This window comes from Bacillus sp. SM2101, from assembly GCF_018588585.1.
In the GTDB taxonomy this organism is placed as follows: Bacteria; Bacillota; Bacilli; order Bacillales; family SM2101; genus Nanhaiella; species Nanhaiella sioensis.
In genome coordinates this window covers 132,635-159,355 of the sequence record NZ_JAEUFG010000009.1, presented here as the reverse complement: position 1 = coordinate 159,355, position 26,721 = coordinate 132,635, and the positions used below count along the sequence as shown (strand labels likewise).

Below are 26,721 nucleotides of genomic sequence, written 5' to 3'. Positions count from 1 at the left end.
CCCTTTTCTATTTACCTTTAAATTGTGGCTTTCTTTTTTCTTTAAATGCGCTAACACCTTCTAAATGGTCTTCAGTATGAATCATCAACGTTTGTGTAATTCGTTCTTGCTCCAAAATATCATCTAATGATGACTCGTAAGATCGATCAATGATTTTCTTCATCATTCCATAAGCTTTACTTGGACCATGGGCAAGCTTCATCGCTAGCTTTGTCGTTTCAGATTCAAGGCTTTCAAGTGGAACAACTCGATTTAATATACCTAGTTCTTTAGCTTGGTCAGCGGAAACTGTTTCTCCACTAAAGAATAATTCTTTAGCACGATATGGCCCTACTAACCTTGGAAAGAAATAGGACCCTCCTCCGTCTGAAATTAGTCCTACTTGTGAAAAACTAAAGACAAATTTACTGTTGTCAGCTGCTATAATAAGATCACAAGCCAATGCTAAATTAAACCCTGCGCCCGCTGCAAAACCATGTACAGCTGCAATAATTGGTTTAGGTAGATCTTTCATAAGCTTTATACATTCATTTAGCTTACCAATATGATCGTAAATTTGTTGTGACGAAGCTACGCCCATAGATTTTACATCTCCACCTGCACTAAATGCTCTACCTGCCCCTCTAATGACCACAGCTCGAATATCATCATTGTCTCTAGCTATTTCCATTGCCTCTGATAAACCTAGTATCATATGTGAACTAAACGGATTAAGGCTTTCTGGCCGATTCAACGTTAGAACCATAATAGGGCCTTCGATATTAACAATTAGGTGCTCATTTTGCATTTCTATCAGCCTCCCTTATTACTAGTTTCGCAGCTTATGATATAAGCCAGCCACCATCGACAACGATATCTGATCCGGTCATATATGAAGCTTCAGATGATGCCATGAAAGCTATTACATTGGCTATTTCTTCTGCTTCGCCTACCCTACCCATAGCTGTGCTTCTCTCAATCGTTTTCATAAACCGTTCACTTTCAAGACTTATTTCAGTCATGGGTGTTTTAATAAAGCCAGGTGATACGGAGTTCACACGGATTCCAAATTGTGCAAGTTCATGAGCAAGTGTTTTAGATAAATTTACCACCGCTGCTTTTGCAGCACTGTAATGAGGTAAAGTTGGCGCAGCTTTATGGCCTGATAATGAAGCGACATTGACAATTGTTCTGTCTTTGCGCTTTCCTTCATCCTTTTCACTACTTTCCGCCATCAGTTGTCCTAAATATTTAGAAACGAGAAACACACTTTTTAAATTTGTTTCTTGAACAAAATCCCAGTCTTCTGTTGATGTATTAAATAATCTAGAAACGGGGGATGCTCCTGCGTTATTTATTAAAATATCTAAGTGACCATAGTTTTTTTGTACAAAAACAGCTAACTCTGTGATACGTTCTTCATTTGTTACATCTGCCACGAAATATTGAACAGCATTTCTATTGACCTCTTCATTAATTTGTTTTGATACTGTTTCTAATTTAGATTGAGTCCTTCCTACTATTAGAACATCAGCGCCCTCTTTTGCTATTCTATGAGCTGCTGCCTCACCTATTCCACTACCTCCACCGGTGATCACTACGACTGTGTCAGAAAATCTCATACATATTCACTCCTTTTTTATTTTGGCTCTTTTCGAATAGATTGTTGCTGTTGTAATCTGATTAATACTATAAAAAGCGGTATTATATTGTTAGTCGCTGTACAGAAAAATAGATGTCATGATTCTAGTTGAGTACGTGTTTACTTCTCAATACGAAAATCCAAGCGAAAACAGCATTTATTTTACTTAAAGTTTTAAATAATCAAAATATTTTAAGTTCATGTTTGTAACAATACCTATCAGTTATTTATGTGTAAATATTGGTTTGCGTTTTTCTAAGAATGCTTTTACACCTTCTTTTATATCCGCAGTTTGAAACACTTCTTCAAATAATTCTGCTTCCCTTTTAAGACCGGCTTCAACCGTTAATTGGCCACCTTCTTGTATGGCTTGTTTACTGCGTGATATTGCAGCAAGTGAATATTGACAAATGGTCATTGCCATCTCCTGCGCAGCTAATAAGCCCTTCCCACTTGCCACTACTTTATTTACAAGGCCAATACGCCAAGCTTCTTCCGCATAAATAGGTTCCCCAGTGAAGATCATTTCCTTTGCTCTAGCTTCCCCTATCAATCTAGGGAGTCGTTGAGTACCTCCTCCACCTGGAAAAAGACCTAGCTTTATTTCTGGCAATCCTATTTGCACGTGATTTTCAGCAATTCTAATATCACATGCTAATGCTAACTCACAACCTCCACCAAATGTTATCCCATTAAGAACAGCAATCGTAGGCTTGCTAAATGTATCGATATAGTTCAGCACGTGATGGCTTTCTAAAAATTTGCTTTTTAATCCAGTTTTCCCTATTAAACTAGGAAACTCACGGATATCTGCGCCAGCCATAAATGCTTTTGAACCAGCACCAGTCAAAATAACAGCAACCACTTCAGTATCATCTTCAAGCAATAAAAATGTTTCTAATAATTCTTTACTTACTGAGCTACTCATAACGTTTAACGGTGGGTTATTAATGGTTACTATCGCTGCACCATTTACTTTTTCGTATTCCACATTAGGCTCCATTATTGCTTCACCTTTTTGCTTGAATAATCATAAAAGCCTTTTCCCGTTTTTCTTCCTAACAAACCTGCCTTTACCCTTTCTTCAATAAAAGCTGGTGGTTTATCTTTTGGATTTCCAGTTTCAGCGAAGCGCTGCTGCATAACATAATAACCTACATCTAATCCCGATAAATCCATTAATTCAAACGGTCCAATCGGATGTTTCAACGCTTGCTTTACAATCAAGTCGATGTCTTTATAATCAGCGACTCCTTCTTCATATAAATACATCGCTTCTTTTTGAAGAGCAATGAGAATTCTATTTGCAACAAACCCTGAAATTTCTTTACGTAGTAGAATTCCTTTACGGTTAATTTTTTCGCAAACATCTAAAGTAATTTGTGCAGTTTCTTCTGAAGTTTGCTCACTCATTACTACTTCAACACAATCCATCACAAGAGGCGGGAAAAAGAAATGCATATTACAAACCTTCTCAGGACGTTTTGTTGCATCTGCGATAAGTGAGTTGACGATCGTCGAACTGTTCGTTGCTAAAACAGCATGTGCTGGCGCATACTCATCTAACTTTTTAAATACCTCGCGCTTTATTTCAAGTTTTTCTACAATTGCTTCTATAACAAAGTCAGCTTTCGAACTTGCCTCTTCTAAACTTTCAGTAAATGACAACCTTTTAAGGGCTGCTTCTTTTTGATCCTCAGCTATTTTACCTTTCATTACCCATGTTTCCATAATCGACTCAAGACTTGTCTTAGCTTTTGTTAATGATTGTGAACTCACATCTTGAATTATTGTTGAAAATCCACCTAATGCGCATAGCATTCCTATTTGATGTCCCATTTGTCCAGAGCCGACTACACAAATATTCTTAATATCTTGAATATTCATAATATACCCTCCTTTATACTGACTAGTTAGTATGTAGATCTTATTCAAACCCTAGCAAAACTAGAGTAGACTTAACTTATTCTTTTTGTATTCCTCGTAAAATCATATCAATATATATTTCTGCAACATCATGATCAGATTTTGTCCCTGCTGGATCAAACCATTGATACGTCCAGTTTGTTACACCTAATATACCAAAAGTAATGATGTCTATTTCAAGGTCCTTACGAAACTCTTCCTTCGCGACACCATCAGCTAGTAGTTGCTCGATATTCAGTCTGAATTTGTCACGTTTCGTTAGAATTTTTTGAAGATGTTCATTAGTTAAATTTCTTAGTTCTCGTAAGAACACTCGTGCACTTGGCCCTTGTTCTTTTATATCCGTAATAAGCAATAATACAACATCCTTCAGCTTTTCCTTACAGCTTTTTTTATTATCTACTAAAATTTCAAGTTGATGTTGTAGCAGATCGTCGATGTAATGTAGATGAATATCCATTAATAGTTGTTCCTTACTTGAAAAATAATAATAGAACGTTCCTTTTGTTACTCCTAGAGCATCAACAATATCTTGTATAGAAGTCTCAGTAAATCCTTTTTTCTCAAACAGAAGGATGCTCTGCTCTTTAATACGTTGTTTCAAAGTTATATCCTCACATTCTATATTTTTTAATGGAATTATAACACAAAATATCACCTCTAATTTCTATATTAGTTAAATCTAGATTTGCTTGATATTGTTTCATTAGGCTACTTTCGCAATGTTTATTGCTTTTATAATTAAGTTATAAGCATGTATACAACAGTGTTCTTAACATCTGTATACATATTAATTATTAAGTTCCTATAAAACTCATCACACAAACCATAATTATAAAAAAACAACTTTACGAAAGAGCATTTCATTTATATAGTGTGTACACGACTAACCCCAATGGCATTTTAGAATTCTGTTGTTATAATATCGGAAAAACAGTATATACAATAAACTCTTTTAGCGGTGTTTCTATGATAAAAAAAGAACGGAAACATATCGTTAGACAATATGTATCTTAATCAATATGCTCCCTGTTCGTCTTGAATCATCTTTCAAAAAGATTTTACGTAACATTATTCTCCCGTAAAGCACGCCTTAATATTTTTCCAACCGTCGTTTTCGGTAATTCAGCCTTGAACTCTATAATTGTTGGTACTTTGTATGAAGCCATATGGTCTTTGCAATAGTTAATAATATCTTGTTCATTCGGTTGTTCCCCTTGCTTAAGAACGACAAATGCTTTTACTGTTTCACCCCTATATGCATCCTGTACTCCAACCACTACAGCTTCTTGTATAGAAGGGTGTTCATAGAGAACTTCCTCTATATCACGCGGATAAATATTGAAACCGCTTGCAATAATCATGTCTTTTTTTCGATCAACGATATACAAGTATCCATCCTCATCCATTCGAGCAATGTCCCCTGTATATAACCAACCATCACGGAGAGTGTGCATCGTTTCATCAGTCATGTTCCAATATCCTTTCATGATCTGAGGCCCTGAAACGATCAGTTCACCAACTTCCCCTGCTGGTACCTCTAGCTTGCCATCTGCAATGTCAACGATTTTAAAATCAGTTGAAGGGTATGGAATCCCAACACTTCCTGTTTTTCGCTCAGCGAATAATGGATTAGAATGTGTAACTGGACCTGATTCAGACATGCCGAAGCCTTCAACTATTTTAGAGCCAGTTTTTTCTTCAAATGCTTTTAGTACTTCCACTGGCATTGGTGCTCCTCCACTATTACAAACCTTAATACAATCAATTCCGTAGTCAGTGGCATTAGGATGATTTAAAATAGCAATAAACATTGTCGGAACTCCTGGGAAAATCGTTGGTTTTTCAGCTTTTATCGTATGCAATACTTCCTCAACATCAAATCTCGGTAGGAGGACCATTGAAGCAGCATTAAATATTGAAAAATTCATACATGCCGACATACCAAAAACATGAAAAAATGGTAGAACTATTAAACAACGCTCTTTACCCTTTTCTACATCATTTTTGAAAAACTCTTGTGCTTGCACATTATTTGCTATTAAATTACGGTGTGTTAGCATAGCTCCTTTTGGTCTACCAGTCGTTCCACCTGTATACTGTAGGACAGCTATATCATGTTCAGGATCTGTGTCAACTGGACTAACAATTCCGTTTCCAACTTTCATAAACTCATAGAAGGATATGTCTGGTTTATATGTTTGATCGTTTGGTTGTAGACTAACAACTATAATATTTTTTAATCCTGTATTTTGTTGAATCGCCTTCACTCGAGGGTATAACATATCTAGGACAACAACAGTTTGCGCCCCAGAATCTGCTAAAATATATTGCAATTCTCGCTCTACCAGCATTGGATTAATTTGTGTTACGATTGCTCCTGCAGCCAACACCCCATAAAATGAAATGACATATTGAGGACAATTAGGTAGCATAATTGCAACGCGATCACCTTTATTAATTCCTGACTGTTGTATTGATGATGCAAAAGCTTGAACAGACATATTTAATTCTTTATATGACATCTTTTGTTGGTAGAATAAAATAGCATCATTTTGTGGGTATTCCTCTGAAGTATTTTGTAAGATTTGTGGTAATGTTGTGTTAGGAATTTCAACATCTGTTGAGATATCATCTGGATAATGGTTTAACCAAACATGCTTATCAGTCACGAAACAACCCCCAAGTTATTATTTTTTCTAAGTTAACCCTCAGATGTAAGACAATTTATTCTCACGTATCTAACAACTTACTTTTATGAAAAATAATTTTGATAGGGTATTTGCAGCATTTCATCTATAAACGAAAGATAATATGTTGTTTTGTTGAATTTCTGTTTTTACAATTTATGCGAAGCTTTCAATATTCATGATAGATTCACAATTTTAATACTATCACCTCCAATTCGATAACGATTGATAAATGTCCAGTCATTTGTCATGTAATACTCATACAAAACTTAAAAAAAATATTCTATAATGACTATGTTATTAATAATTATCATATTTTCACCCATGCCATAAACATATGAAATCAACCAGCCTTCTCATATAAAATAATTGGTAATTTGTATAAAAAACTAACAACTCACTGAACTAATTAGTTAAGTAACAGCAAAGTTGAGGAAGTCTAGTTGATGGATTGTATGAAAGTTTTAGACATTTCACATATGTTTAGATTCTTTCAGTTATACAGAGAAGAATGTCCTTTAACGAATTAAAGTTTACTTAAAGGATTCCAAATTGAAAAATTAAGATGGCTTTTCAAGCTCTTGTTTAAGCTTCAACATACCCTTTTCTGCTCGATTTTTAATTATTATTTTTGCTATTGGCATAAAGAAAACATTGGCTAACCTCGAATGGTTTCTACTCTCCATTTTCCAAGTAACAAGGGTACTACCTATTGTTTTAGCCGAAAAAGTAACTGTCATTCTTTCCATCAAAGGTGGAAAATCACCATCAGTTACGAACTTTGAATTATGTGTTGATTCAATGACAGTGATTGGTATTGATTTTTTTATATTGAAAGGTAGTTTCGTTTGTTCAGTATATTTTTTACCTATTTCACCGTGAGCTAGCGTATTATTAGAGGTCATTTCTATTACATTAGGAAACCATTCTCCGAAATTTTCCATATTAATTACATAATTATATACATCTTCTATTGGTCTGTTAATTTCTGCTTGTTTTTCTGCTAGGAATATCAACATAACGCCCCCTCATTTTTGTCCTATGTATATTTGAACTAACCGGTTGGTATGTTTGATAATTCTATCATATTATGTAAATCATAGATACGCAAGTTTTTTCACTGAATATTTATACAATCTAATATTAAACTATGTAACATACACATAAGTCTGCATTAAGCAAATAAACACGTACAAAACGACCGTTCGGATCATCTCTTCTCCTGTAACATGATAACTAGCATTTAAAGCCACTTCTTATAGTACAAAATTCGTGATTATAGCAATAATATTTACGAAAATAACCTTCAATTATAAGTAGTGTCTTAAACTATACTTGTATTTTTGGGATTCTCCCTAAATGTATATTTGCCTTATGGCATAGGCGTGGAGAGACGATGATTAAAAGATAAAGAAGGTAATAGCAGTATGTTAACATTTGAATATTAAATTTCCTCTCCTTATACACAAAGCTGTTATAACTGTAATATGCTATAAAAATGCTGTGACTGTAATTATATTGGGGTGAAGTTAAATGTCCGAAAACTCAGCAGGCTTTAGTGTACGTCTTGCCGCATTATTCTTTGATTGGTTACTTATTGGTTTACCCATTACATTTATCGCATATTACATTTTCAATGAACAAAGTTTCCTACTAAACGAATTTGAAGTAATCTACGGAACCTTACTTCCTGTTTTTTGGAAGGGATACACAGTCGGAAAAAAAATAGTAGGTATTCGAATTGTTAAAATAGATGGCACCAATGTTCACCTCGGGACTATGGTTTTGCGTGTCATAGTTGCAGGTATCGTATATGGTTTAACACTTGGTATAGGCATTATTGTCAGTATATTTATGGTTCTGTTACGTGAAGATAATCGCTCAATACATGATTTTGTTGCAAACACATACGTGACTTATGATAATTAGCTTATAAGTCACGTATGTGTTTGAACATCGTGGATCAAAAGAATAGACTACATTTACTGCATGGCTCTATTGAGGAACTTGACTACTAAAGACAATTATTGCAATTTTTAAAACCCGGATTTTAGTTATACTGTTTACTGCTTTAGCACTAATTGTTATTTTTTAAAGTAAGGGAAAACACGTACACAACTAAAATTCGGTCAATCATTTCAATATTCACCAGATATTTAAATTTATGAGAATAAAGCAACCAAGAATACGAAAATAGTCAAAGAAGCTTTTATGAAAATTATCCTTATTTTAAACAACCTCAATCGCACTGTTAAAAATAAGCTAGCTATATAAAGAAATTAACGATTATTGTTTAACGTTTTAGTAAGTGCAATCGCTGTAATAGATGCTCCAATAGCTTGAAGCCAACTACCTAAACTTGACAAAATTCTTCCCATTTTCTCTTTGCCATTTATTATGTAAAGAATACCAATTGCTAACAGAGCCGCACCGAAAGATTGAATGCTATTTCCTAGAGCCAACAGATCTGATGACCTAAAAACAGCACCCACTGCGCCGAATGAAGCCCCGAGTGATTGTACACTATTACCAATCACTCCAATTTGCAAACCTTCATCTTCATTTTGTGCCTCCATCATTGCAGCACCTACAGCACTTGCAGCAGACCCTCCTGCTAGTAACCAATTCCCAAAAATAATCAAATCATTACCTTTGATATTTTCAGCTAGTTGTTGTTTTTCTCTTCCTATAGCTCTAAAAGAGTTCCCTACAGCTTTTAAAGAATTTCCTAGCACAATAAGTTGGTCATTAACGGCTTGTTCATCAACCCGTCCAGATTGCCCAATTGCAGCTATAACACTCCCAACAACTTGAATCCACGCACCAAGAACTTCTAATTCTTTCCCCTCAGTCACCACCCGCCTTGCACCACCGTTCTAAAAACATTGATACATTCATTGTATTCAAGTGATATAAATTGTTATGGAGCAAGGCCTACACCGATCGTATAATTTTTTCAATACGTTTCCTATTATTTATTTTGTTACAAATTCAACATAATTAATAGCTAGATGGTCCATCGCTTCACAGACCCAAAGGAACCTTAAGCCTTATTTTATACGATGATCAACAATCAAGGACATCCTTGGTTAATTAATAAAAGTCTAATTGCTCACGGCTTGGGGATTGGGCATTCTTATTACTGTAAGGAGCCTAACAAATCAGCAACAGAACGATACCAACTACGTACGTCATATAAGCCAATACCAACAATATCAATATGATCTGTCGAATTGAATTCACCCAAATAATTCCATACCCCTTTTTCAGGTAACCCTTCGTAAAATACTATCTCGTCTGTGGATCCTAATGTTGGTCCATCCATTGAATTTGTATTGACTACACCATCATTTTTCCACCAGTCACTATTAATAGTAATACTACCGTTTTCTGTATATTTTCCAAGAAAATCACTAAGAACGTATAATATTGGGTTCATAAATAATTCAGGTTTATGATTTCCTGACCATATAGATGGGTAAGTTTGTTCCGTGGAAACTGAAAAATAATATGTACTAGGTTGTGCTGATACCCAGCTATTTATTTCACGTGCACCTTCTGGGCTGGCATCCCATTCTGCAGTATCTTTCGTATCGTTCCAAATAGAACTGTTATATACACGATTAGCATAGCTTTCAAATGTTTCCCCTTCTCTTCTTTTTAGTCCCCATTGATCTAGCTTAAAGTCATATAGAATATTGTCAGTTTTTCCTGTTAAACTTGCTGCTAAAGCTATTATCTCCTTTGTCATTGGAAAAAAACTGTCTACTAATCTTGTAGCTGTAGATCCATCATGCGGAGAAGATATAGTAAACACACTACTAACCATTGAAGAAGTCTCTTTCTTAAAAAGAGATGATATGTCGTTTGAATCTGATACAGCTAATTCATTTTCGTCCCCATGTTCCAGCAGCTGTGTTAATAAACGAATCGTTTGACCGCCTAAACTATGACCAACTAAATGTATTTTATTCACCTCTCCAGTAGTGGAATTCACCTCTCCCCATTCAGGATAAAAACCACTATATGTTCTACCGTAACGATCATGACCGTGCTCAAGTGAATGTACCTCACCGTAATCAACTGTTCCTCCTTTGATTTGGGCAAACAACTCACAGGCTCTATCCCAGTTGCTTGAAAATGGTCCAACTGCTGCACTGTATGTCTCATAACCATAGGAATTTAAATCTTTTTCAATATCCGTTAATCCACCCCAATATCGAAAACCTAATAACTCATCACGTCCCCACCCTACTAATCCATGAACTAGTACAATTGGGTAATGATTAATCCTAGCTAAGCTTTTCTCACTTGGTAATAGATTCTGAGGAAATGGTTGTGGGTCAGTTAATTGATCACTAAGAGTTGTAAAATTACTATTCTTGAATGAGGAAATCTGCTCAGCGCCAACATTGTAAGGGCTTACAAAAAGAACGACACTAATAACAAATAAAACAATCATTCTAAATATTTTCATCGCACACCTCTATTGTTTGAATTTTTTTAAAATTTAACATCTTTGAAATTTATAGTCAATATTTATATTGAATATTTCCTTTATAGAATCGATAGTTCTAGTTGTTCTTTTAATACTTGTAGTCCTATACAACTATCAATATTTTATATTTTTACATTAATGTTATATTTTAACTGTTTACATTATGTATATAATGTTATGTTTGTCCAATTTATACTAGAATTGTAGATATTGATGTAACAAGTCAAACATTATTTTCGAACTAGTAGTTGTTATGTAAGACTAGAATTGTTAAATACTAGTCTAAGATATCATTAATTACAAATTTATATTTTCCTATACTGGTCTAACTTGAATGTGATAGGTCCAATGACTTGTGCTTGTGTATTAGCTTCAATGTTTTCAACTGTTAGTATATATGATACTTTACCTAGCGTCGGTTTTGTATCTACATGAGTAAAGCTATCTATCGCAAAATCATTACCACCCTCATCTAGTTCACTTTTAGCACTGAAGATAAGATTAGAAGCAACGATAGAATTCCTATACACCTTATATAACAAATCAGGATTACCTCCACCATCTGAAACTTTTGCTCCAACGGTAGCATTTATTACGATCATGTCGCTCGGTCTTATTTTTTCAAAAGATGAACGTGCTAATTCCAGTGGGTCCATACCTATGTCCATCATAATACTCTCAGATACATTTGTTGGTAATACGAACTGATTCACATCGACTAGCTCTATATTGGAAGCTAGGTTACATGTGCATTTACCACTTTGCTCTGTTCTAATTTGCTGAATCACAAAAGATAGTGGTCCTACTACAGAAGCTTCGTCATTAAAAGATGTTTCAACCTCAACAGTTAGGATGTATTTTACCTTTCCTAATGTTGGTTTAATATCTACATGAATGAAGCTATCAATACTAAACTCATCTTGAAATGTTTCATCTATTTCCGTTCTTGAACTAAAAATGAGATTAGCATCATTAACCGAATTTCGAAATATTTTATACAACAATATTGGACTTTGCATAAGCGCTTCTGTACCTACGGTAGTCTTCAAGAGAACAATATCATTTGGTCTTATTTGATCTAAAGATAACTCTGCCAGCCTTAAAAACATTGGTCCTACAGGAATCATCCCATCTTTGAAGCTTCCAGACTCGTTCGGTGATAAAACTATGTGATTTAAATCTACAACTGTCTGTTTAACAGCTTGAGTACACATGCATTTGCTTTTTAGTTCTGCTCTAATTTGCTCTATAACGAAAGTAATAGGACCAACTACAAAAACCTGCTCTTGGCTTTGTTCTATAAGCTCAACGGTAAGGATATACTTCACATTGCCCAATGACGGATTTATATCCACATGAAAAAAGCTATCAATGCTAAAATCATTCTGATTATCATCTAATTCAACTCTACCACTAAATATAATATTGGCTTCACTAATCACATTTCTATAAACTTTATAAATTATATCTGTGTCTCCACTTCCCTCTTCTACTCTAGAACCAACAGTTGCATGAATAGATACTTTGTCTGTCATTCTTACATCTTTTAGCTGCAGCTCTGCTAATTGGAGAAATTGTGGTGACAAAGGGATCTCTTTCTCAACACTGCCAGATGTATTCGGATTTAATGTAAATTGTTTTGTTTTAATTAATGTCTCTTCAACGTTTTGTAGACACTTACATACTTGTTTTCTCATTTTATTCCCCCCATTTATGTCATAATGTATTCTATGACTCTAAGGTGCTCTTTGGTATGGGGATTATTCTTATAAATAGTGATAAAATAAAGTATAATAATACACAAATTCTGTTGAGATGTAGTCCTCATCTACTAGAACTTGTTACATATTATCCTAATAGAATTTATTAATCTCTTGTCGAAAAAAAATTGCTATTTTAAATAATGCTTAGATTCAGCATTAATTGTTGCTTTGCGTAATAAGAACTAAACACGTATATATTTAATGTTCGGGACATCTTTTCATCTTTAAAGACTTGAACAATCATAAAAAATACACACCAGTTGCTCAAATTCAAAAAAAGAAACAGTTTTTGAAAAGAGCCCTTACCACTGTCGTTTTCGCAGCAAATTAATTGGTGCTTTGCGTAATAAGAGCTGAACACGAATATTTTAACGTTCGGGACATCTTTTCATCTTTAGATACTTAAAAACCGTAAAATACGCATAAGTTACTTAAATTTAAATGAAGCAGCAATAAAGTTTTTGAAAAGTGCCTTAACTAATGTTGAACAATTAGATAGTGGTTTATCAAATTGACATTGTATAATAGCTAAAAAAATGTCGTATGTAAATTGAATACATGTTATCTCTTAAGCATAAAAGCTACCAATTCGTCCAATCTAGACCTGTCAATATGGTCACATCCTAAATACGATAAAGTTTACTAATCAATAGTAGTATTTTGAAAGGAAGATATTTATGAAAGTTGTATCCTGTGTTCCAGCAGCAACCCATATGATTAATAGTTTAGGCTTAGATCAGTTTTTAAGCGGGGTTACGTTTGAGTGCCCATCTTCTAAACCAAAAGTAGTTAGATCAGTACTAGAAGATAACCAATTGACCTCTTCAGAAATTAATGAAACTGTCTCTGAATATATGGAAGAACAAAAATCGCTCTATTATATAGATCAAGAATTACTTGAACAAATTGAACCCGACATCATGTTCACTCAACACGTTTGTGACGTTTGCCAAATCGGAACATCCTATGTAGAAAAGGCTATATACCAATTATCGAAGCAGCCAAAAATTGTACCGCTTATTCCAAAAAATCTTAACGATATTTTTGACAATGTCATAACAGTTGCTAATGAGCTGGGTTCTGAACAAAAAGGAATAGATGCAGTTAAAGATTATAAGGATAGGCTTAATCAAATTCAAAGAAAATTGATGGAAAGTAACAGAAGAAATAGTCAAGTTTTTTTCATGGAATGGATAAATCCAATTTATAACTCGGGTCATTGGATTCCAGATTTATTACACCTAGCTGGGGGAGATGATATTTTTGCAAAGAATGAAGGGCACTCTAACCCCATAAAGTGGGAGGACCTAAAACAATATGATCCCGAAATAATAATTATTTCACCGTGCGGATATGATCGGAAAAAGGCCGTTGAAGAAGTAAAACAACTCCAACAACTAGATGGTTGGAAACAGCTGAGAGCTGTAAATAACAATAATGTTTACCTAGTTGACCCAAATCTATTTACACAACCTAGCATCGGTGTAATAGATGGTGTAGAGCTTTTGGCAGCTCTTTTTCATTCAGACATAATCTCAATGCCTAAACATCTTACAAGAAAATATATTAAGATATAAATAGTTGGGGTTTATCCCCCAACTGTTCGCCACATTAAATCACTGGGGGTCTGACCCCCTCTTGCTGTATTTCCGCCTTTTCTTCTTTTTTAGGGTCTAAATGAAACGGATTTTTATTATTTTGATTCAGTTTATCGACTTCCATACTAACTCCAATTGAGGCACCAGAGTTGGTCGTTGTATCATTTAGAATTCCATCTTGGCTAGTAGGGTTTGTATGATATGAATGTTCCTCAAAACTCATTCCTTTTTTAGGCATGGACCCACCTCCTTTACGTATATCATTTGTGTTCTAGACAAATCTATACAAAATAATATATAAAGGAAGCAAGTTAAAAAGACATTCGTTTCCAATCGTTAAAAAACAAATCTTTTCGTAAATTCTGTTCATATGTATACAAATTTACCACAGTAAAAAAGAAGATTAATATCATATTATAGAAGCAAAGATTTCAGGAATGATCATCGGATAAAGGGGTATTCATATTTCGAAAAGCAACATTAATGCGCAAACAGCTATAAATCAAATAGGATACTCAAAAACTGAGCATAAAACCTTATTATATTCAAAAAATAGGGGATCATATATTTATATTGAAGTAACAATACTTTCAAAGCTACAATTACTGTTTGTTGACTCTCATTGGGGACAACTTATGGATCTTTACAATTGAATGGTAATTTTATAGTAGGAAATAAATTTAAATGCATCCACAACTTACTTTTATATATATATTGACACTAACTATCTACAACTTTTTCGAGAGGAATAACTGTAGCACTTACTCTTAATTCAGGATGATAACGTATTGATATCGATATTTTTTTCTATTTAATGAAAGGAAGGATATTTAAGTACTAGAAAAATCTCGCTATTCATTGAGTCTTTCATATTCTAGCTTTTTGTTTAGTTCACTTAACAATTTATTTTGCTCCTCTTGCTTTTCAATGATTGTCATTAAGTGCTTTTGAACATTACCCATAAAAGATAAGACAGTAAATATAATAACTAGCCATAGTACATATATTACTATTTCCACAATATTCACTTCTCCTTTCTTAAATCCTGTACGATACGATTTAGTTCGGATTAAGGTAATTTTATGTTGCCAAAGTGTATGCTTTGTATGACCTCCGGAAGAAATTGTTTTTCACAATGAAAAACTCTCTTAGCCAAGCTATGGACAGAATCGTGTTTTAACACATCAACTTTACGTTGTGCTAATATTTTTCCCTTATCATAAACTTCGTCGATGATATGAACAGTCACCCCTGTAACCGTTTCTCTAGCCCCTAATACCACTTTATGAACGTTATTCCCATACATACCCTTTCCACCGTATTTCGGTAATAGAGATGGATGAATATTAATAATTCTTCCTGAAAAAGCTTCTAATGTTTTTGGACCTATTTTTTTTAAATACCCACTTAAAATGACAAGGTCTACACCGTGCTTCACCAAGGTATCTCTAATATGTAAATCCAGCTTTGTTGAGTCGTTAATAGTATTGTTGCTAATGTGATATGACGGAACCCCTTCTCTCCTTCCAAATTTCAAAGCTTCTGAGTTACTATTATTACTTATTACAACACTCGCATTTGCTGATAAGCTCCCCACTTTAATCGCTTCTACAATTGATTTCATATTACTACCACCGTGAGAAGCTAAAAACCCTACCTGTAATAACTTCTTTTCTACCTTCGGCTCTTGATTAATTTGCATGTTAGATACACCCCACATAGAAACTTCACTTAATTTCATAACGAACTTACAATGATGAGATTGACTATATCATTCCACTGTTAGTTTACCAGCAATATCCTAGTATTGACAGGGTATTTTTACCTTTATTGGTATATTTATAGAAATAACCTGTTGTTTTTTGTAAAGGGTGTTTTGCCATCAATTATTGTTTTTCTTATTGAGATTTAAACAGCTACACTACTTGAGTTCGTGGCATTTACACTTTTCTAAAAAGGTGACCAAGGTATATAACCATATGTTTCAGTTCAACTTTGCTAACCGCAGCAACAAAATTTACGATAAAAGCTTATGTAAATAATAAGTGCTTTGAACATAAATGCTATTTGTCGGTTTTAAATAAATATTTATATACACTTTTAATATTGCTTCATTGAGTTTCAACAAGTACTTTTTGATAATAACCAACTTCAAAAACACTTGATCCGTTGTCTAAAGCTTCTTGTTAAAACACTAGTTCATTAATAAAAGAAAGATACGATATTGGTGATGGAATCAGGTGAAATGCGATATTCGTGTCATGATAAATTAGCGTATTTATCATTTGCAGTTTTTAGACCATCCAATAGATGTACCCCTTTATTAGCTATTAATCAAACAATTCCTTAAAATAAAACTCTCGATTTTCTATATATCTTCTCGTAATTTGATAATGGCTCGTTTGTTCATAATCAATTGTGCTTATTGGTGAAGTATCAAAAGAAAGAATTTGTGCATTTGGGAATCCCAATAATATCGGAGAATGTGTTGCAATGATAAATTGAGAATATTCTTGTAGTTCATGAATTATACTTAATAATGATAGCTGCCGTGTAGGAGATAAAGCTGCTTCAGGTTCATCTAACAAATAGATCCCTTTGCGATCAAACCGATTTGTAAATAGAGTAAGAAATGATTCACCATGAGACTGTTCGTGTAATGATTTCCCCCCATATCCCTGATAATGATAAGCTCTATCCTCTCTTGCTAATTGATCTAAGTAACTTGCAAAATGATAAAAGCTTTCTGCTCTTAAAAAAAATCCATCAGTCATTTTCGGAAGCCAAGAAAGACGAATGTATTTACTTAAATGTGACTGCGATGCATCTACCTCATATATATTATTCCTACTCCCACCTGCAGTATGAAAATCACATTTATCAGCAATTGCTTCAAGCAAAGTTGATTTTCCTGACCCATTTTCACCGACAAAAAAAGTGACATTACTCTCAAAACGGATTTGTTCCATTGATCGAAATGCTTGTATGTTAAGGGGATAGTTAGCTTTTTCTCCAATTTTTTCTTTTAAGAAAGTTAATTCTCTTAGATACATGATATTCTCCCTTTTAATTATTCCATTACATATGTGAGAGTTCATTTTACCATAGTCAGCAGTATCAAATGAACAGAGACAAGGCTTCAAGATACATAAACCTAGTAACAATAGGAAGGTACTCATTGATGTTGGCACACTATTGTTCATTTAACTAATTTTTATTAAGAAAGAATTTGTTGCGCTAAGCGGTGCTTTTACACATTTGTACATTGTTGCATCCTATTCAATAAAATACCTCTGTTTTCCAATTGATTGTTATTTATAGTTCTAAGAAATAAACGCACACATACTTCTCTACCCTTTCAAAGGTGACTAGTGTGGCAAACTTTCTCTTCAAATAAGAAACAGAGGCACCAAAGCTTACGAAAGAACTCTAAATAACAACACTAAGGAGAGAGGGATGCGAATAAATGAAACCCAAATTATCTGACGATCAAATGCTTCATATTATATCAGCTGGATTAAAAAAATCACATATACCTAAACACATTATTATTATCGGAGCAGGGTTAGCAGGGCTTGTTGCAGCATCATTATTAAAAAATGCTGGACATAAAGTGACCATTTTAGAAGGAAATGATAGAGTTGGAGGTCGTGTACATACGTTACGTTCTCCATTTAGTAGTTCTCAATATTTTAATACTGGTTCTATGCGGATTCCTGAAAATCATCGATTTGTCTTAAGCTATATTAACAAGTTTAAATTGCCTACAAATCTATTTATAAATCAAACCCCGTTGGACAAAATTTATATAAATGGGACCCATACTACCTTGAGTACGGTTAAGTGTAACCCACATATTTTAAACTATCCTTTGGATGAAACTGAAAGTGGTAAAACTGCAGTAGAACTGTTGCTTTCAGCCCTTCAACCAATTGTCAATTTTATTCAGCAAAATCCAGAGAAAAATTGGAAAATAGCAGAAAAAAAATACCGAAAATATTCATTTGGTTTCCTCCTACAATCTTATTTTTCATATGGTGCAATTGATATGATTGATACCATGCTTGATTTAAAAGCATTTTCTGGCGTATCTTTAATCGAAGTATTACGAAAAATGAGTTTCTTCACCGCAAACATACGTTATTATGAGATAACTGGTGGAATGGATTATTTACCACGAGCATTTCTGACACAATTAAAAAGCGATATTCTATTTAATCAAAAAATGATAAAAATCATTAATAGAAAATTTAACGTAGGTATTGAAACTCTTCATCAAAAAAATTTAACGCTAAGCACTTTTACAGGTCATCTTGCAATCGTGACTGTACCCTTTTCAACCTTACGCTTTGTGAAGGTTGAACCTTATGATTCCTTATCCTATGAAAAAAGAAAAGCCATTCGGCAACTTAACTATATGCCTTCAACAAAAATCGCTATTGAGTTTAAAAGTCGATTTTGGGAATATGCAGCTCAATATGGAGGTAAGTCGATTACAGATTTACCAATACGCTTTTCGTATTACCCCAGTTATGGTATTGGAACGAAAGGGAATGCAGTTGTTTTAGCGAGTTATACATGGGCGGATGAGGCATTAATATGGGATAGCTTAAGTGAAGAAGAACGGATTCAATATGCTTTAATAGATTTAGCAAAAATATATGGGCAACAGGTTTTCCTTGAATTCGTTTCTGGATCTTCCTTTAGCTGGAGCCAGAATCCATATTCTTCAGGAGCTTTTACAGCATTTGATCCTGGCCAAGAATATTCATTGGCACCCTCTATCCCTACACCCGAAGGAAAAGTACACTTTGCTGGTGAACATACGACCCAAACTGTCGGTTGGATGCAAGGAGCAATTGAATCTGGAATTCGGGTCGCACACGAAGTGAATGATTTACCTAAATAGTTACAACAATACTTCTAGCATAAGCTCTATTTTTACTCCCTCATTTAATCGTTTTGATATAATATGAATATTCTAAAGAAGTTTTCCTTTCATTGATCTGCTTACATAATTACAGGTTATTACCGTCTTTCAAGTGGACTGATTTCACAGTTATTGCTACTTTTCTTAATGAGAGCTGGACACAAATATAACTAACATTCATCATATCTTTTCCACTCTAAAGTCTATAAAGTCATATAATACATACTCAAATACAAGTCCTATGAAAAGAGCCTTAGATTAAGCGTAATAAATCGATAGCCACGATTGCATAATGCACTGCATGTCAAAATTAATAACCAGAATCCTCTGATGTGAGATTGTCAATCATCTTATAATCATACTTTTGTAGCGGTTTTTCAGCTGGTCCTTCAATGACCTCACCAGTATATGAGAATCTCGAGCCATGACATGGGCAATCCCATGAACGCTCCCCATCGTTCCATTCAACTTCACAACCGATATGTGTACAAGTTGTATCTATAATATGTAGCTTACCTGTATCATCTTTATAAGCTCCCTTTCTATGTCCGTCGACTGTAATGACAGCCCCTTCCCCTGTAGATAAATCACTAGCATCTTTAGATAAGATTTCAAGTTTACCTTTAATTAAATGACCTGCAACATTCGCATTATCAACTAAGAAGTTTTTCAAGCTAGGATTTAAATGAAATCTAGATGGGCCAAACATATGCTCATCGACTCTTATTTTCTTCAAGAGTATATCTTTAAATAACAAAGCTGCAACTGTTCCATTTGTCATGCCCCATTTTCTATAACCTGTTGCAATCATAATATTTGGCTGACTTAAAGTTACAGCTCCAATGTATGGAATATTGTCTAATGTATATAAATCTTGTGCAGACCAACGGTAAGCGATGCTTTCTATGTCGAAAACATCATTCCCAAACTTCTCCAAGGCATTGAAATGTGCTAACGTGCTTTTTCCTTCGCCCGTTTTATGCCCTTCTCCACCAATTAGAATCATTTCCTCCCCAGCTATAGTTGCCGAACGAAGTGAACGTATTGGTTGATCAGCACTAATATACATGCCTCCAGGGTATGCATCTTTAGCTTTTACAGCTATGATATACGAGCGTTCAGCATGTAATCTCGTAGAATACAAACCAGCACCTTCGTAAAACGGGAAATGCGAACATGACAAAATATAGTTTCCTGTTATACTAGCCCCTTCCCGAGTAAGAACTGATGGTTTATCCCCTGTCTTAATATTGACAGCAGTAGTGTTTTCAAAAATAAGTCCACCCTTTTCGATGATAACTTGTACTAGATGAGTTAAATATTTCACAGGATGAAATTGTGCTTGGTTCTTCATGACAAGCCCATTTTTAATTGTTATATTAAAAGGTATATTATCAACTAATCCACCCTCAATGCCAATTTTTTCATATGCTAGCGCCTCTTTCTCAAGTTTGCGTCTATATTCTTCAGTTGTAGCGTATATGTATGAATCTTGCTCACAAAAATCACAATCGATTTTGTTTTCTTCTACTGTTTCTTTAATAAAAGCTAAAGCATCTTTGTTCTTTTCATAATATAATTTAGCTTTATTCATCCCTATGTCCATACTATGAATAAACTTATCGTATATTAAACTGTGTTGTGCAGTAATTTTTGCTGTTGTATGCCCAGTGGTACCACTAAATAATTTACCTGCTTCTAAAATAGCTACTTTAAAGCCTTCATTCACTAATAGGTAAGCTGATGTAATTCCTGTTATACCACCACCTACGATAACAACATCAACTTCTGTATGTTCATCTAATGCTGGAAAATCCTCCATATCATTAAAGTTCATCCATAATGACTTTGAAGACTTAGGAAGTTTTGTGTTTTCATCATTGTAAGTCAATTTGAATCCTCCTACTACAATTTTTAATATTAGGTTTACCTACCATTTGATGACTATTCTTAAAAATACAACAACTGATGCTATTTTTAACCAAATAAAATATGCTTTGTAATGAATGTTTTAATTTTTAGAATACATTGACGGTAATAGCAATCTACTGTAAAGTAGACAATCATACTATTCGGGAAGTGGAACATTTTGACTACCTTGACTAAATCAAAAACAATGATGATGTCACCCATCTATTGGGTATTATTTGCAATTAGCGCTGGACATTTTATTAATGACTCACTACAAGCAGTTGTCTACGCCATGTTTCCTATCTTAGAACAAAATTTACATTTTACTTATACGCAAATTGGCTGGGTAGCCTTCGTATTAAATATGACATCTTCGATCATGCAGCCAGTATTTGGATCGTTCGCAGATAAACGTTCTGTTCCTTTTTTATTACCCTTTGGTACATTCCTAAGTTTACTTGGATTAATGGGGCTAGCACTTTTTTCAAATTTTTTCTTTATTTTAATCGCAGCACTATTCATTGGCTTAGGATCAGCTATCTTTCATCCAGAAGGGTCAAGAGTAACTTCGATGGCCGCTGGAGGTAAAAGAGGACTTGCACAGTCAATATACCAAGTGGGGGGGAATACCGGCCAAGCAATGGCACCTATATATACCGCATTTATACTTATTCCTTTCGGTCAAAAAGGTGGTCTTATCTTTTCTATCTTAGCAATAATAGGGATTTGTATACTTTTTGTTGTTTCATCATGGTATAAAAATCAGTTAAGCCATATGAATTATCACACAATGAAAAAAACTCAAGCTAAACGAAAGAAGCATAAATTAAATAGCAAAATTAAAACAGCTATGATTTTATTAGTGTTTTTTGTCTTTGCTCGTTCTTGGTACCATGCCGGTATTTCAAGCTTTTATCAGTTCTACCTTATTGAAGACTATGGTTTGTCTGTAACTGAAGCACAGTTTTACTTATTTACATTTATGATTGCAGGTGCAATTGGCACTTTATTTGGAGGACCACTAGCTGATCGGTTTGGAAATAAGAATATTATTATGATTTCTATGCTAGGCATCGTTCCGTTTACTATTGCATTACCGTATGTTCCTATACAGTTTGTTATGCCTATGTTCTTAATTGTTGGATTTATTATGATGACAAGCTTTAGTGTTTCTGTCGTCTATGCGCAGGAGCTTATGCCAAAAAACATCGGAATGGCTTCTGGTTTAATTGTCGGACTTGCATTTGGAATGGGAGCGATTGGCTCTGTTTTCTTAGGTACGTTTGCTGATATGTTTAATATTAAAGTTGTCATGATATTTTGTAGTTTCCTACCAATAATCGGGATTATCGCTATGTTGTTACCTAATGACAGTAAGGTTCGTGAGATAAATCATTCTATTTAAATAGCTAATGCTTAAGCTAATTTTAATCTTAATAATATTGAATAACTGAAGGAGCTGTTTAATAAGTCAGAAATCAGACTTATTAAACAGCTCCTTTGAAGTAAATTATATTTCCTGTGCACCAAAATCTAGTGCTTTTCCTGATTCTGTATATGTTTTTATATTACTCAAAATCATCCACCAATGTTGTTGTGCATTTTCATATGCTGGATGATTCTCTGTCCATTGATCATTAACTAATGTTAGTTTTGTGCATTTTCCAACTTGTTGCAATGAAAAGGATACTCTTGATTCAAGTTCTGAATGATTTTGATGATATGATGGACCAGGGTGTTCAATAAAGCTTAACAACTTATTTGGTTCACATGCTAAAATTTCACCATATACATGCACTGTTTTTTCTCCATCATTACCCGGTCCCACATACTCAAAAGACTCTCCTTTTGTAAATGTTGATCTAAGTTCACTTCCAAAAAACGTACTTCGAGTCCCTTCAGGTGATATAAGTGTGTTCCACACTTTCACTGGTGGTGCATCAATATAAAACTGGTATGATAACTTCATATGTTCCTCCTTAACTCTTCGTATTAGCATTTACGCAAACGTTTAAGTAATGCTAATATGGATTATAATCGTATATACATAACAAGTATTGTAAAAACACGACATAATAAAGAAATGGGAGGGGTTTAATTGAAAGTAAATTCACCTAAACCAAGTATGGGTGTTTTAAAATTTAATGACAGTGTGAAAGATTATACACTTACACGTTATCCACCTTCTCTTGAAACTAGCTTCTTTGTTAAACACTTTTGGATCGTTAGTTGGGATTTAAAGGAAAATGAACAGTTCTTTCAAGATGTTATTCCGAATCCTTGCGTAAATTTGATTGTTGAGCAACATAAAACAGGTATTTTTGCTCCTACAACGAGTAAATTCTCTTACCTAGTAAAAGGAAAAGGACGTGTTGTTGGGGTAAAATTCAAACCAGGTGGATTTTATCCTTTTACAACAAGATCAGTGGCTGAGTTAACGAACAAACCTTTGAAAATTCACGATGTTTTTGATATTGAACAGGAGTTGGTTGAGGAAACTGTTCTTTCATGCAAAGAAGAACTTGAGATGATTAAATTTGTGGAAAACATAATACGAAAAAAACTACCGCAACAAGATAATAATGTGACACTCGTAAATCAAATTATTGATCACATTATCTCAAATCATGAAATTGCTAAGGTGGACCAAATATGCCATCAATTCAACATTCACAAAAGAAAGCTACAACGCCTTTTCCAACAATATGTTGGCGTTAGTCCTAAATGGGTTATTAAACTATACAGATTACAGAATGCTGCAGAGATGATTGAGAAAACCCCAAATCTAAATTGGCTACAACTATGTAATGGTTTAGGATATTACGACCAATCGCATTTCATTAAAGATTTCAAAGCGATCATTGGCAACACACCAGATGAATTTGCCAAATTATCTTAGTAACATATGTTCGTTGTAGATTGGAATGTTATTTCTTCCTTTTACAACTTGTAAATATATCCCCTCTCATTTCACTGTTCTATTATTTTGTTTAGTAACAATATTTATAAGAAAAAACAATAGTGAAACTTATTCTCTGGATCATACGTATATATGTATATGAAAGGGGCTAACGCTATGAATAATAAAGGCTGTATTAAATGCGGAGGAACTGAGGTAGGATCAAAAGAGATTGCTACCTCTGGGACTGGACTTTCCAAATTATTTGATGTTCAACACAATACGTTTAAAGTTGTTTACTGTAAAAACTGTGGCTATTCTGAGCTATATAACACAAATTCTTCTACTGGAATGAATATCATTGATTTATTTTTCGGAGGTTAAGTAAGAGTCTATAATGGACTCTTTTTTTACTGCTTTTGTGATGGTTATTGTTTTCGTGGCACTGCATAAACAAGAACTTAACGAGTTGTGGATCTGCACTTAAATTTCTCTTGTATTTACGCTATTGTTATGATATATTTTGTAATCTCGCCACAAATAAAATTGGCGAATATTCTCACAAGGAGGTAACTGATCTTGACTAAAAAGACTCAAAGTGCCTTTGATAAAGAGAAGCAGCAACTCAGTACAATAGCTGCAGAGATTGAGCGCCAGCTTCACTTACTCAACTCTATACCTCAATATCATGGCAGTGATATCACAGAACAAGCGTTAGAGTATGCAAGAGAGACTAACCGACAAAACCTTCAAGCGTCTCTCAATGAACCTTATTTTGGAAGATTAGATTTCCAGGAGGAACTCAGCCCAAAACTAGAAGAATATTACATCGGGAAAATAGGTATTTCTGATGAACAAACTGGAGAAGTTCTTATTGTTGACTGGAGAGCTCCAGTAGCTAGCATGTTTTATTCGTTTGCTGGTGGTGATGACATCGCTTCATACAAAGCACCGGAAGGGCTAATTGAAGGTATTATTTATTTAAAGCGAAACATTGCTATTAGAAACAAGGAACTTGGTCGTGTTGTTGATACTTATGTAAAGGGACAATCTAATTTTTCAGGAAGCGATGAATTTTTAGTTTATAAGTTAAGTGAACAAAAAGATAATCGTTTAAGAGATATTGTCTCAACAATTCAAGCTGAACAAAATACCATTATACGATCAGAAATTAATTTACCTCTTATTATTCAAGGAGTAGCTGGTAGTGGGAAAACAACGGTCGCATTACACAGATTAGCTTATTTACTATATCAATATCAACATAATACTCAAGCTGAAAAAATGATCATCTTTGCTCCTAATAATATGTTTCTCGATTACATCTCAAATGTGCTTCCTGAACTTGGTGTAGGACACATAGAACAAACTACATTTACTGATTGGGCATTAAATATGCTAAATCAAGAAGTGCAATTACTAGATGAAACTAATTCTTTTTCAAAATGGTTCACTCTCCACGATTCAAGGCAAGCAATTAATGAAAATACACCAGGTAGATTTAAAGGTTCGGTTCGGTTTTTAAATAAAATTCAACACTGCCTACAATTCTATGAAAAAAACGTCATCCCTAATAAAGACTTTACTGGCTTAGAACATTCATTACTTAAAGCTGAAACTATTAAACAATGGTTTTACGAAGAATATATAACATACCCACTAGTGAAAAGAACAGAACGTACGATATCCCGCATAAAACGTTGGATTGAGACAGAGCTTCAACACATTGCTGACAAAAATGTCAGAGCTAAGGTAAAAAGAAAAGCGACTCAAGCATTACGGACATATACAAAGAGTTGGAACATCCAAACACCATTATCATTTTACAAACAAATCTTCAACCAAAAACATGTAAACTATTTGCCTGCAAATATTTTTGAGGATATACCTGATGAGATTCGTAAAACTACCAACAAATTACTTAATAAAAAACGAGTTGAAGTTGAAGACCTTGCTCCGATTGTTTATATTCACAACTATTTCAACGGGATCGAGAAACAAAAACGCTATCACCATGTTGTACTAGACGAAGCACAAGATTTCTCTCCTTTTCAAGTAGCTGTTTTGCAGGAAATGACTAGAAAGAATGCTTTTACAATCTTAGGTGATTTATCACAAGGTATTCACAGTTATCAAGGGCTAAATGACTGGCAAGAAATCTTTCAGCTGTTCGGTGAAGAGAGCAAGGAAGGCTATTTTGAACTAAACAAAAGTTATCGATCAACACTGGAAATTATTCAGTTCGCTAATAAAATTAAAGCTAACAATTCTCAAGCCGTTAATGACGCTGTTCCAGTATTTCGAAGCGGTGATAAAGTCAAATTGATAAATACAACACCATCAAACCGTATCAAAGTAATCACAAATATAATTCAAAAATATCAAGAAGACAAAGTAAAATCAATTGCCATTGTCGGGAGAACCGAACAGGATTGTGAGCATCTATATAAAAATCTTAATATATCTAAAAAAGAAATGACACTCATTACGACAAAACAAAATGAATTCAAAGGTGGCATCTCAATTATCCCTATTTATTTAACAAAGGGCTTGGAATTTGATGCAGTCCTTATCACCGATGTGGATCAAATAAATTACGGCTTAAATGATGTTGATGCCAAACTGCTTTATGTGGGCTGTACCCGTGCACTACACAAGCTAAGCATCCAATATTCAAAAACTAAATCACCCTTGTTGGGGGACTGACCCCCACCACTTTAAAGTAAAAAGTTTAATGGGCTACCAAAACCGAATGAAAAAATAAATACTCCGAACCTACCAACCGAGGACGAATTATTTTTTCAATAGTTCATATATACGTTTATCCGACAAATGTCAGAATTAAAAATATGTTACCTTAATACATTCATAAAAAGAGAGTCCTC

The 26,721-nt window shown here is 34.1% G+C and carries 23 protein-coding genes; 7 read left to right on the top strand and 16 right to left on the bottom strand.

The window, feature by feature from the left end; genetic code table 11:
- Positions 1–7: 7 nt before the first annotated feature.
- The 7 genes from JM172_RS10960 to JM172_RS10930 all read right to left on the bottom strand — a co-directional run bounded on the left by JM172_RS10960 (position 8) and on the right by JM172_RS10930 (position 7,253).
- The gene (locus tag JM172_RS10960; RefSeq protein WP_214482338.1) at positions 8–787 is read right to left on the bottom strand and encodes an enoyl-CoA hydratase/isomerase family protein; all 780 of its coding nucleotides are present in this window, start codon (positions 785–787) and stop codon (positions 8–10) included.
- Positions 788–821: 34 nt separating this feature from the next.
- Positions 822–1,601 carry an SDR family NAD(P)-dependent oxidoreductase gene (locus JM172_RS10955; protein ID WP_214482337.1) on the bottom strand — a complete coding sequence of 260 codons (780 nt, stop codon included), beginning with the start codon at positions 1,599–1,601 and terminating at the stop codon, positions 822–824.
- A 243-nt stretch (positions 1,602–1,844) separates the two neighbouring features.
- A complete protein-coding gene (locus JM172_RS10950; protein ID WP_214482336.1) occupies positions 1,845–2,624 on the bottom strand; it encodes an enoyl-CoA hydratase in 780 nt (259 codons plus the stop codon).
- Positions 2,624–3,508 carry a 3-hydroxyacyl-CoA dehydrogenase family protein gene (locus JM172_RS10945; protein WP_214482335.1) on the bottom strand — a complete coding sequence of 295 codons (885 nt, stop codon included), beginning with the start codon at positions 3,506–3,508 and terminating at the stop codon, positions 2,624–2,626. Before JM172_RS10945 ends, JM172_RS10950 begins: the two co-directional genes overlap by 1 nt.
- A gap of 76 nt (positions 3,509–3,584) precedes the next feature.
- Positions 3,585–4,151: a TetR/AcrR family transcriptional regulator gene (locus tag JM172_RS10940; RefSeq protein WP_214482334.1), complete on the bottom strand. Its 567-nt coding sequence runs from the start codon at positions 4,149–4,151 to the stop codon at positions 3,585–3,587.
- A gap of 457 nt (positions 4,152–4,608) precedes the next feature.
- Positions 4,609–6,219, bottom strand: a complete 1,611-nt coding sequence (locus JM172_RS10935; RefSeq protein WP_214482333.1) for a long-chain-fatty-acid--CoA ligase — start codon at positions 6,217–6,219, stop codon at positions 4,609–4,611.
- Between the two features lie 578 nt (positions 6,220–6,797).
- Positions 6,798–7,253, bottom strand: coding sequence for an SRPBCC family protein (locus tag JM172_RS10930; RefSeq protein WP_214482332.1), 456 nt, complete (start codon positions 7,251–7,253; stop codon positions 6,798–6,800).
- Between the two features lie 517 nt (positions 7,254–7,770).
- Between JM172_RS10930 and JM172_RS10925 the strand changes: the two genes are divergently transcribed.
- Positions 7,771–8,166, top strand: coding sequence for an RDD family protein (locus JM172_RS10925; RefSeq protein ID WP_214482331.1), 396 nt, complete (start codon positions 7,771–7,773; stop codon positions 8,164–8,166).
- A gap of 350 nt (positions 8,167–8,516) precedes the next feature.
- Here the strand turns inward: JM172_RS10925 and JM172_RS10920 are convergent, their stop codons facing one another.
- The 3 genes from JM172_RS10920 to JM172_RS10910 form a co-directional block, all read right to left on the bottom strand.
- Positions 8,517–9,095, bottom strand: coding sequence for a DUF6944 family repetitive protein (locus JM172_RS10920; protein WP_214482330.1), 579 nt, complete (start codon positions 9,093–9,095; stop codon positions 8,517–8,519).
- Positions 9,096–9,376: 281 nt separating this feature from the next.
- Positions 9,377–10,714: an esterase/lipase family protein gene (locus JM172_RS10915; protein WP_214482329.1), complete on the bottom strand. Its 1,338-nt coding sequence runs from the start codon at positions 10,712–10,714 to the stop codon at positions 9,377–9,379.
- A gap of 326 nt (positions 10,715–11,040) precedes the next feature.
- Entirely contained in the window at positions 11,041–12,432 is a 1,392-nt protein-coding gene (locus JM172_RS10910) for a hypothetical protein (RefSeq protein WP_214482328.1), read from the bottom strand.
- A gap of 743 nt (positions 12,433–13,175) precedes the next feature.
- On the opposite strand from JM172_RS10910, the gene JM172_RS10905 reads away from it, so the two are divergent.
- On the top strand, positions 13,176–14,075 hold the full coding sequence (locus JM172_RS10905; RefSeq protein ID WP_214482327.1) for an ABC transporter substrate-binding protein: 900 nt from the start codon (positions 13,176–13,178) through the stop codon (positions 14,073–14,075).
- A gap of 34 nt (positions 14,076–14,109) precedes the next feature.
- Here JM172_RS10905 and JM172_RS10900 read toward each other — a convergent pair whose 3' ends face one another.
- From JM172_RS10900 to JM172_RS10885, 4 genes are all read right to left on the bottom strand, one after another.
- The gene (locus JM172_RS10900) at positions 14,110–14,334 is read right to left on the bottom strand and encodes a hypothetical protein (protein WP_214482326.1); all 225 of its coding nucleotides are present in this window, start codon (positions 14,332–14,334) and stop codon (positions 14,110–14,112) included.
- Between the two features lie 613 nt (positions 14,335–14,947).
- A complete protein-coding gene (locus JM172_RS10895) occupies positions 14,948–15,115 on the bottom strand; it encodes a hypothetical protein (RefSeq protein WP_214482325.1) in 168 nt (55 codons plus the stop codon).
- 50 nt (positions 15,116–15,165) lie between these two features.
- Positions 15,166–15,837 (bottom strand): phosphoribosylglycinamide formyltransferase, encoded by a 672-nt coding sequence (gene purN, locus JM172_RS10890; protein WP_214482324.1) that lies wholly within the window; start codon positions 15,835–15,837, stop codon positions 15,166–15,168.
- A gap of 589 nt (positions 15,838–16,426) precedes the next feature.
- The gene (locus JM172_RS10885) at positions 16,427–17,149 is read right to left on the bottom strand and encodes an AAA family ATPase (RefSeq protein ID WP_214482323.1); all 723 of its coding nucleotides are present in this window, start codon (positions 17,147–17,149) and stop codon (positions 16,427–16,429) included.
- 413 nt (positions 17,150–17,562) lie between these two features.
- Between JM172_RS10885 and JM172_RS10880 the strand changes: the two genes are divergently transcribed.
- On the top strand, positions 17,563–19,005 hold the full coding sequence (locus JM172_RS10880; protein ID WP_214482322.1) for a flavin monoamine oxidase family protein: 1,443 nt from the start codon (positions 17,563–17,565) through the stop codon (positions 19,003–19,005).
- A 331-nt stretch (positions 19,006–19,336) separates the two neighbouring features.
- Here the strand turns inward: JM172_RS10880 and JM172_RS10875 are convergent, their stop codons facing one another.
- Complete coding sequence (locus JM172_RS10875; RefSeq protein WP_214482321.1) at positions 19,337–20,917, bottom strand: FAD-dependent oxidoreductase; 1,581 nt, start codon at positions 20,915–20,917, stop codon at positions 19,337–19,339.
- 198 nt (positions 20,918–21,115) lie between these two features.
- On the opposite strand from JM172_RS10875, the gene JM172_RS10870 reads away from it, so the two are divergent.
- Positions 21,116–22,342, top strand: coding sequence for an MFS transporter (locus JM172_RS10870; protein ID WP_483297250.1), 1,227 nt, complete (start codon positions 21,116–21,118; stop codon positions 22,340–22,342).
- 105 nt (positions 22,343–22,447) lie between these two features.
- Here the strand turns inward: JM172_RS10870 and JM172_RS10865 are convergent, their stop codons facing one another.
- Positions 22,448–22,906 (bottom strand): SRPBCC family protein, encoded by a 459-nt coding sequence (locus JM172_RS10865; RefSeq protein ID WP_214482320.1) that lies wholly within the window; start codon positions 22,904–22,906, stop codon positions 22,448–22,450.
- A 129-nt stretch (positions 22,907–23,035) separates the two neighbouring features.
- Between JM172_RS10865 and JM172_RS10860 the strand changes: the two genes are divergently transcribed.
- From JM172_RS10860 to JM172_RS10850, 3 genes are all read left to right on the top strand, one after another.
- On the top strand, positions 23,036–23,836 hold the full coding sequence (locus tag JM172_RS10860) for a helix-turn-helix domain-containing protein (RefSeq protein WP_250886618.1): 801 nt from the start codon (positions 23,036–23,038) through the stop codon (positions 23,834–23,836).
- A gap of 177 nt (positions 23,837–24,013) precedes the next feature.
- A complete protein-coding gene (locus tag JM172_RS10855; protein ID WP_214482319.1) occupies positions 24,014–24,220 on the top strand; it encodes a zinc ribbon domain-containing protein in 207 nt (68 codons plus the stop codon).
- A 195-nt stretch (positions 24,221–24,415) separates the two neighbouring features.
- Positions 24,416–26,542 (top strand): HelD family protein, encoded by a 2,127-nt coding sequence (locus tag JM172_RS10850; RefSeq protein ID WP_214482318.1) that lies wholly within the window; start codon positions 24,416–24,418, stop codon positions 26,540–26,542.
- Positions 26,543–26,721: the final 179 nt, after the last annotated feature.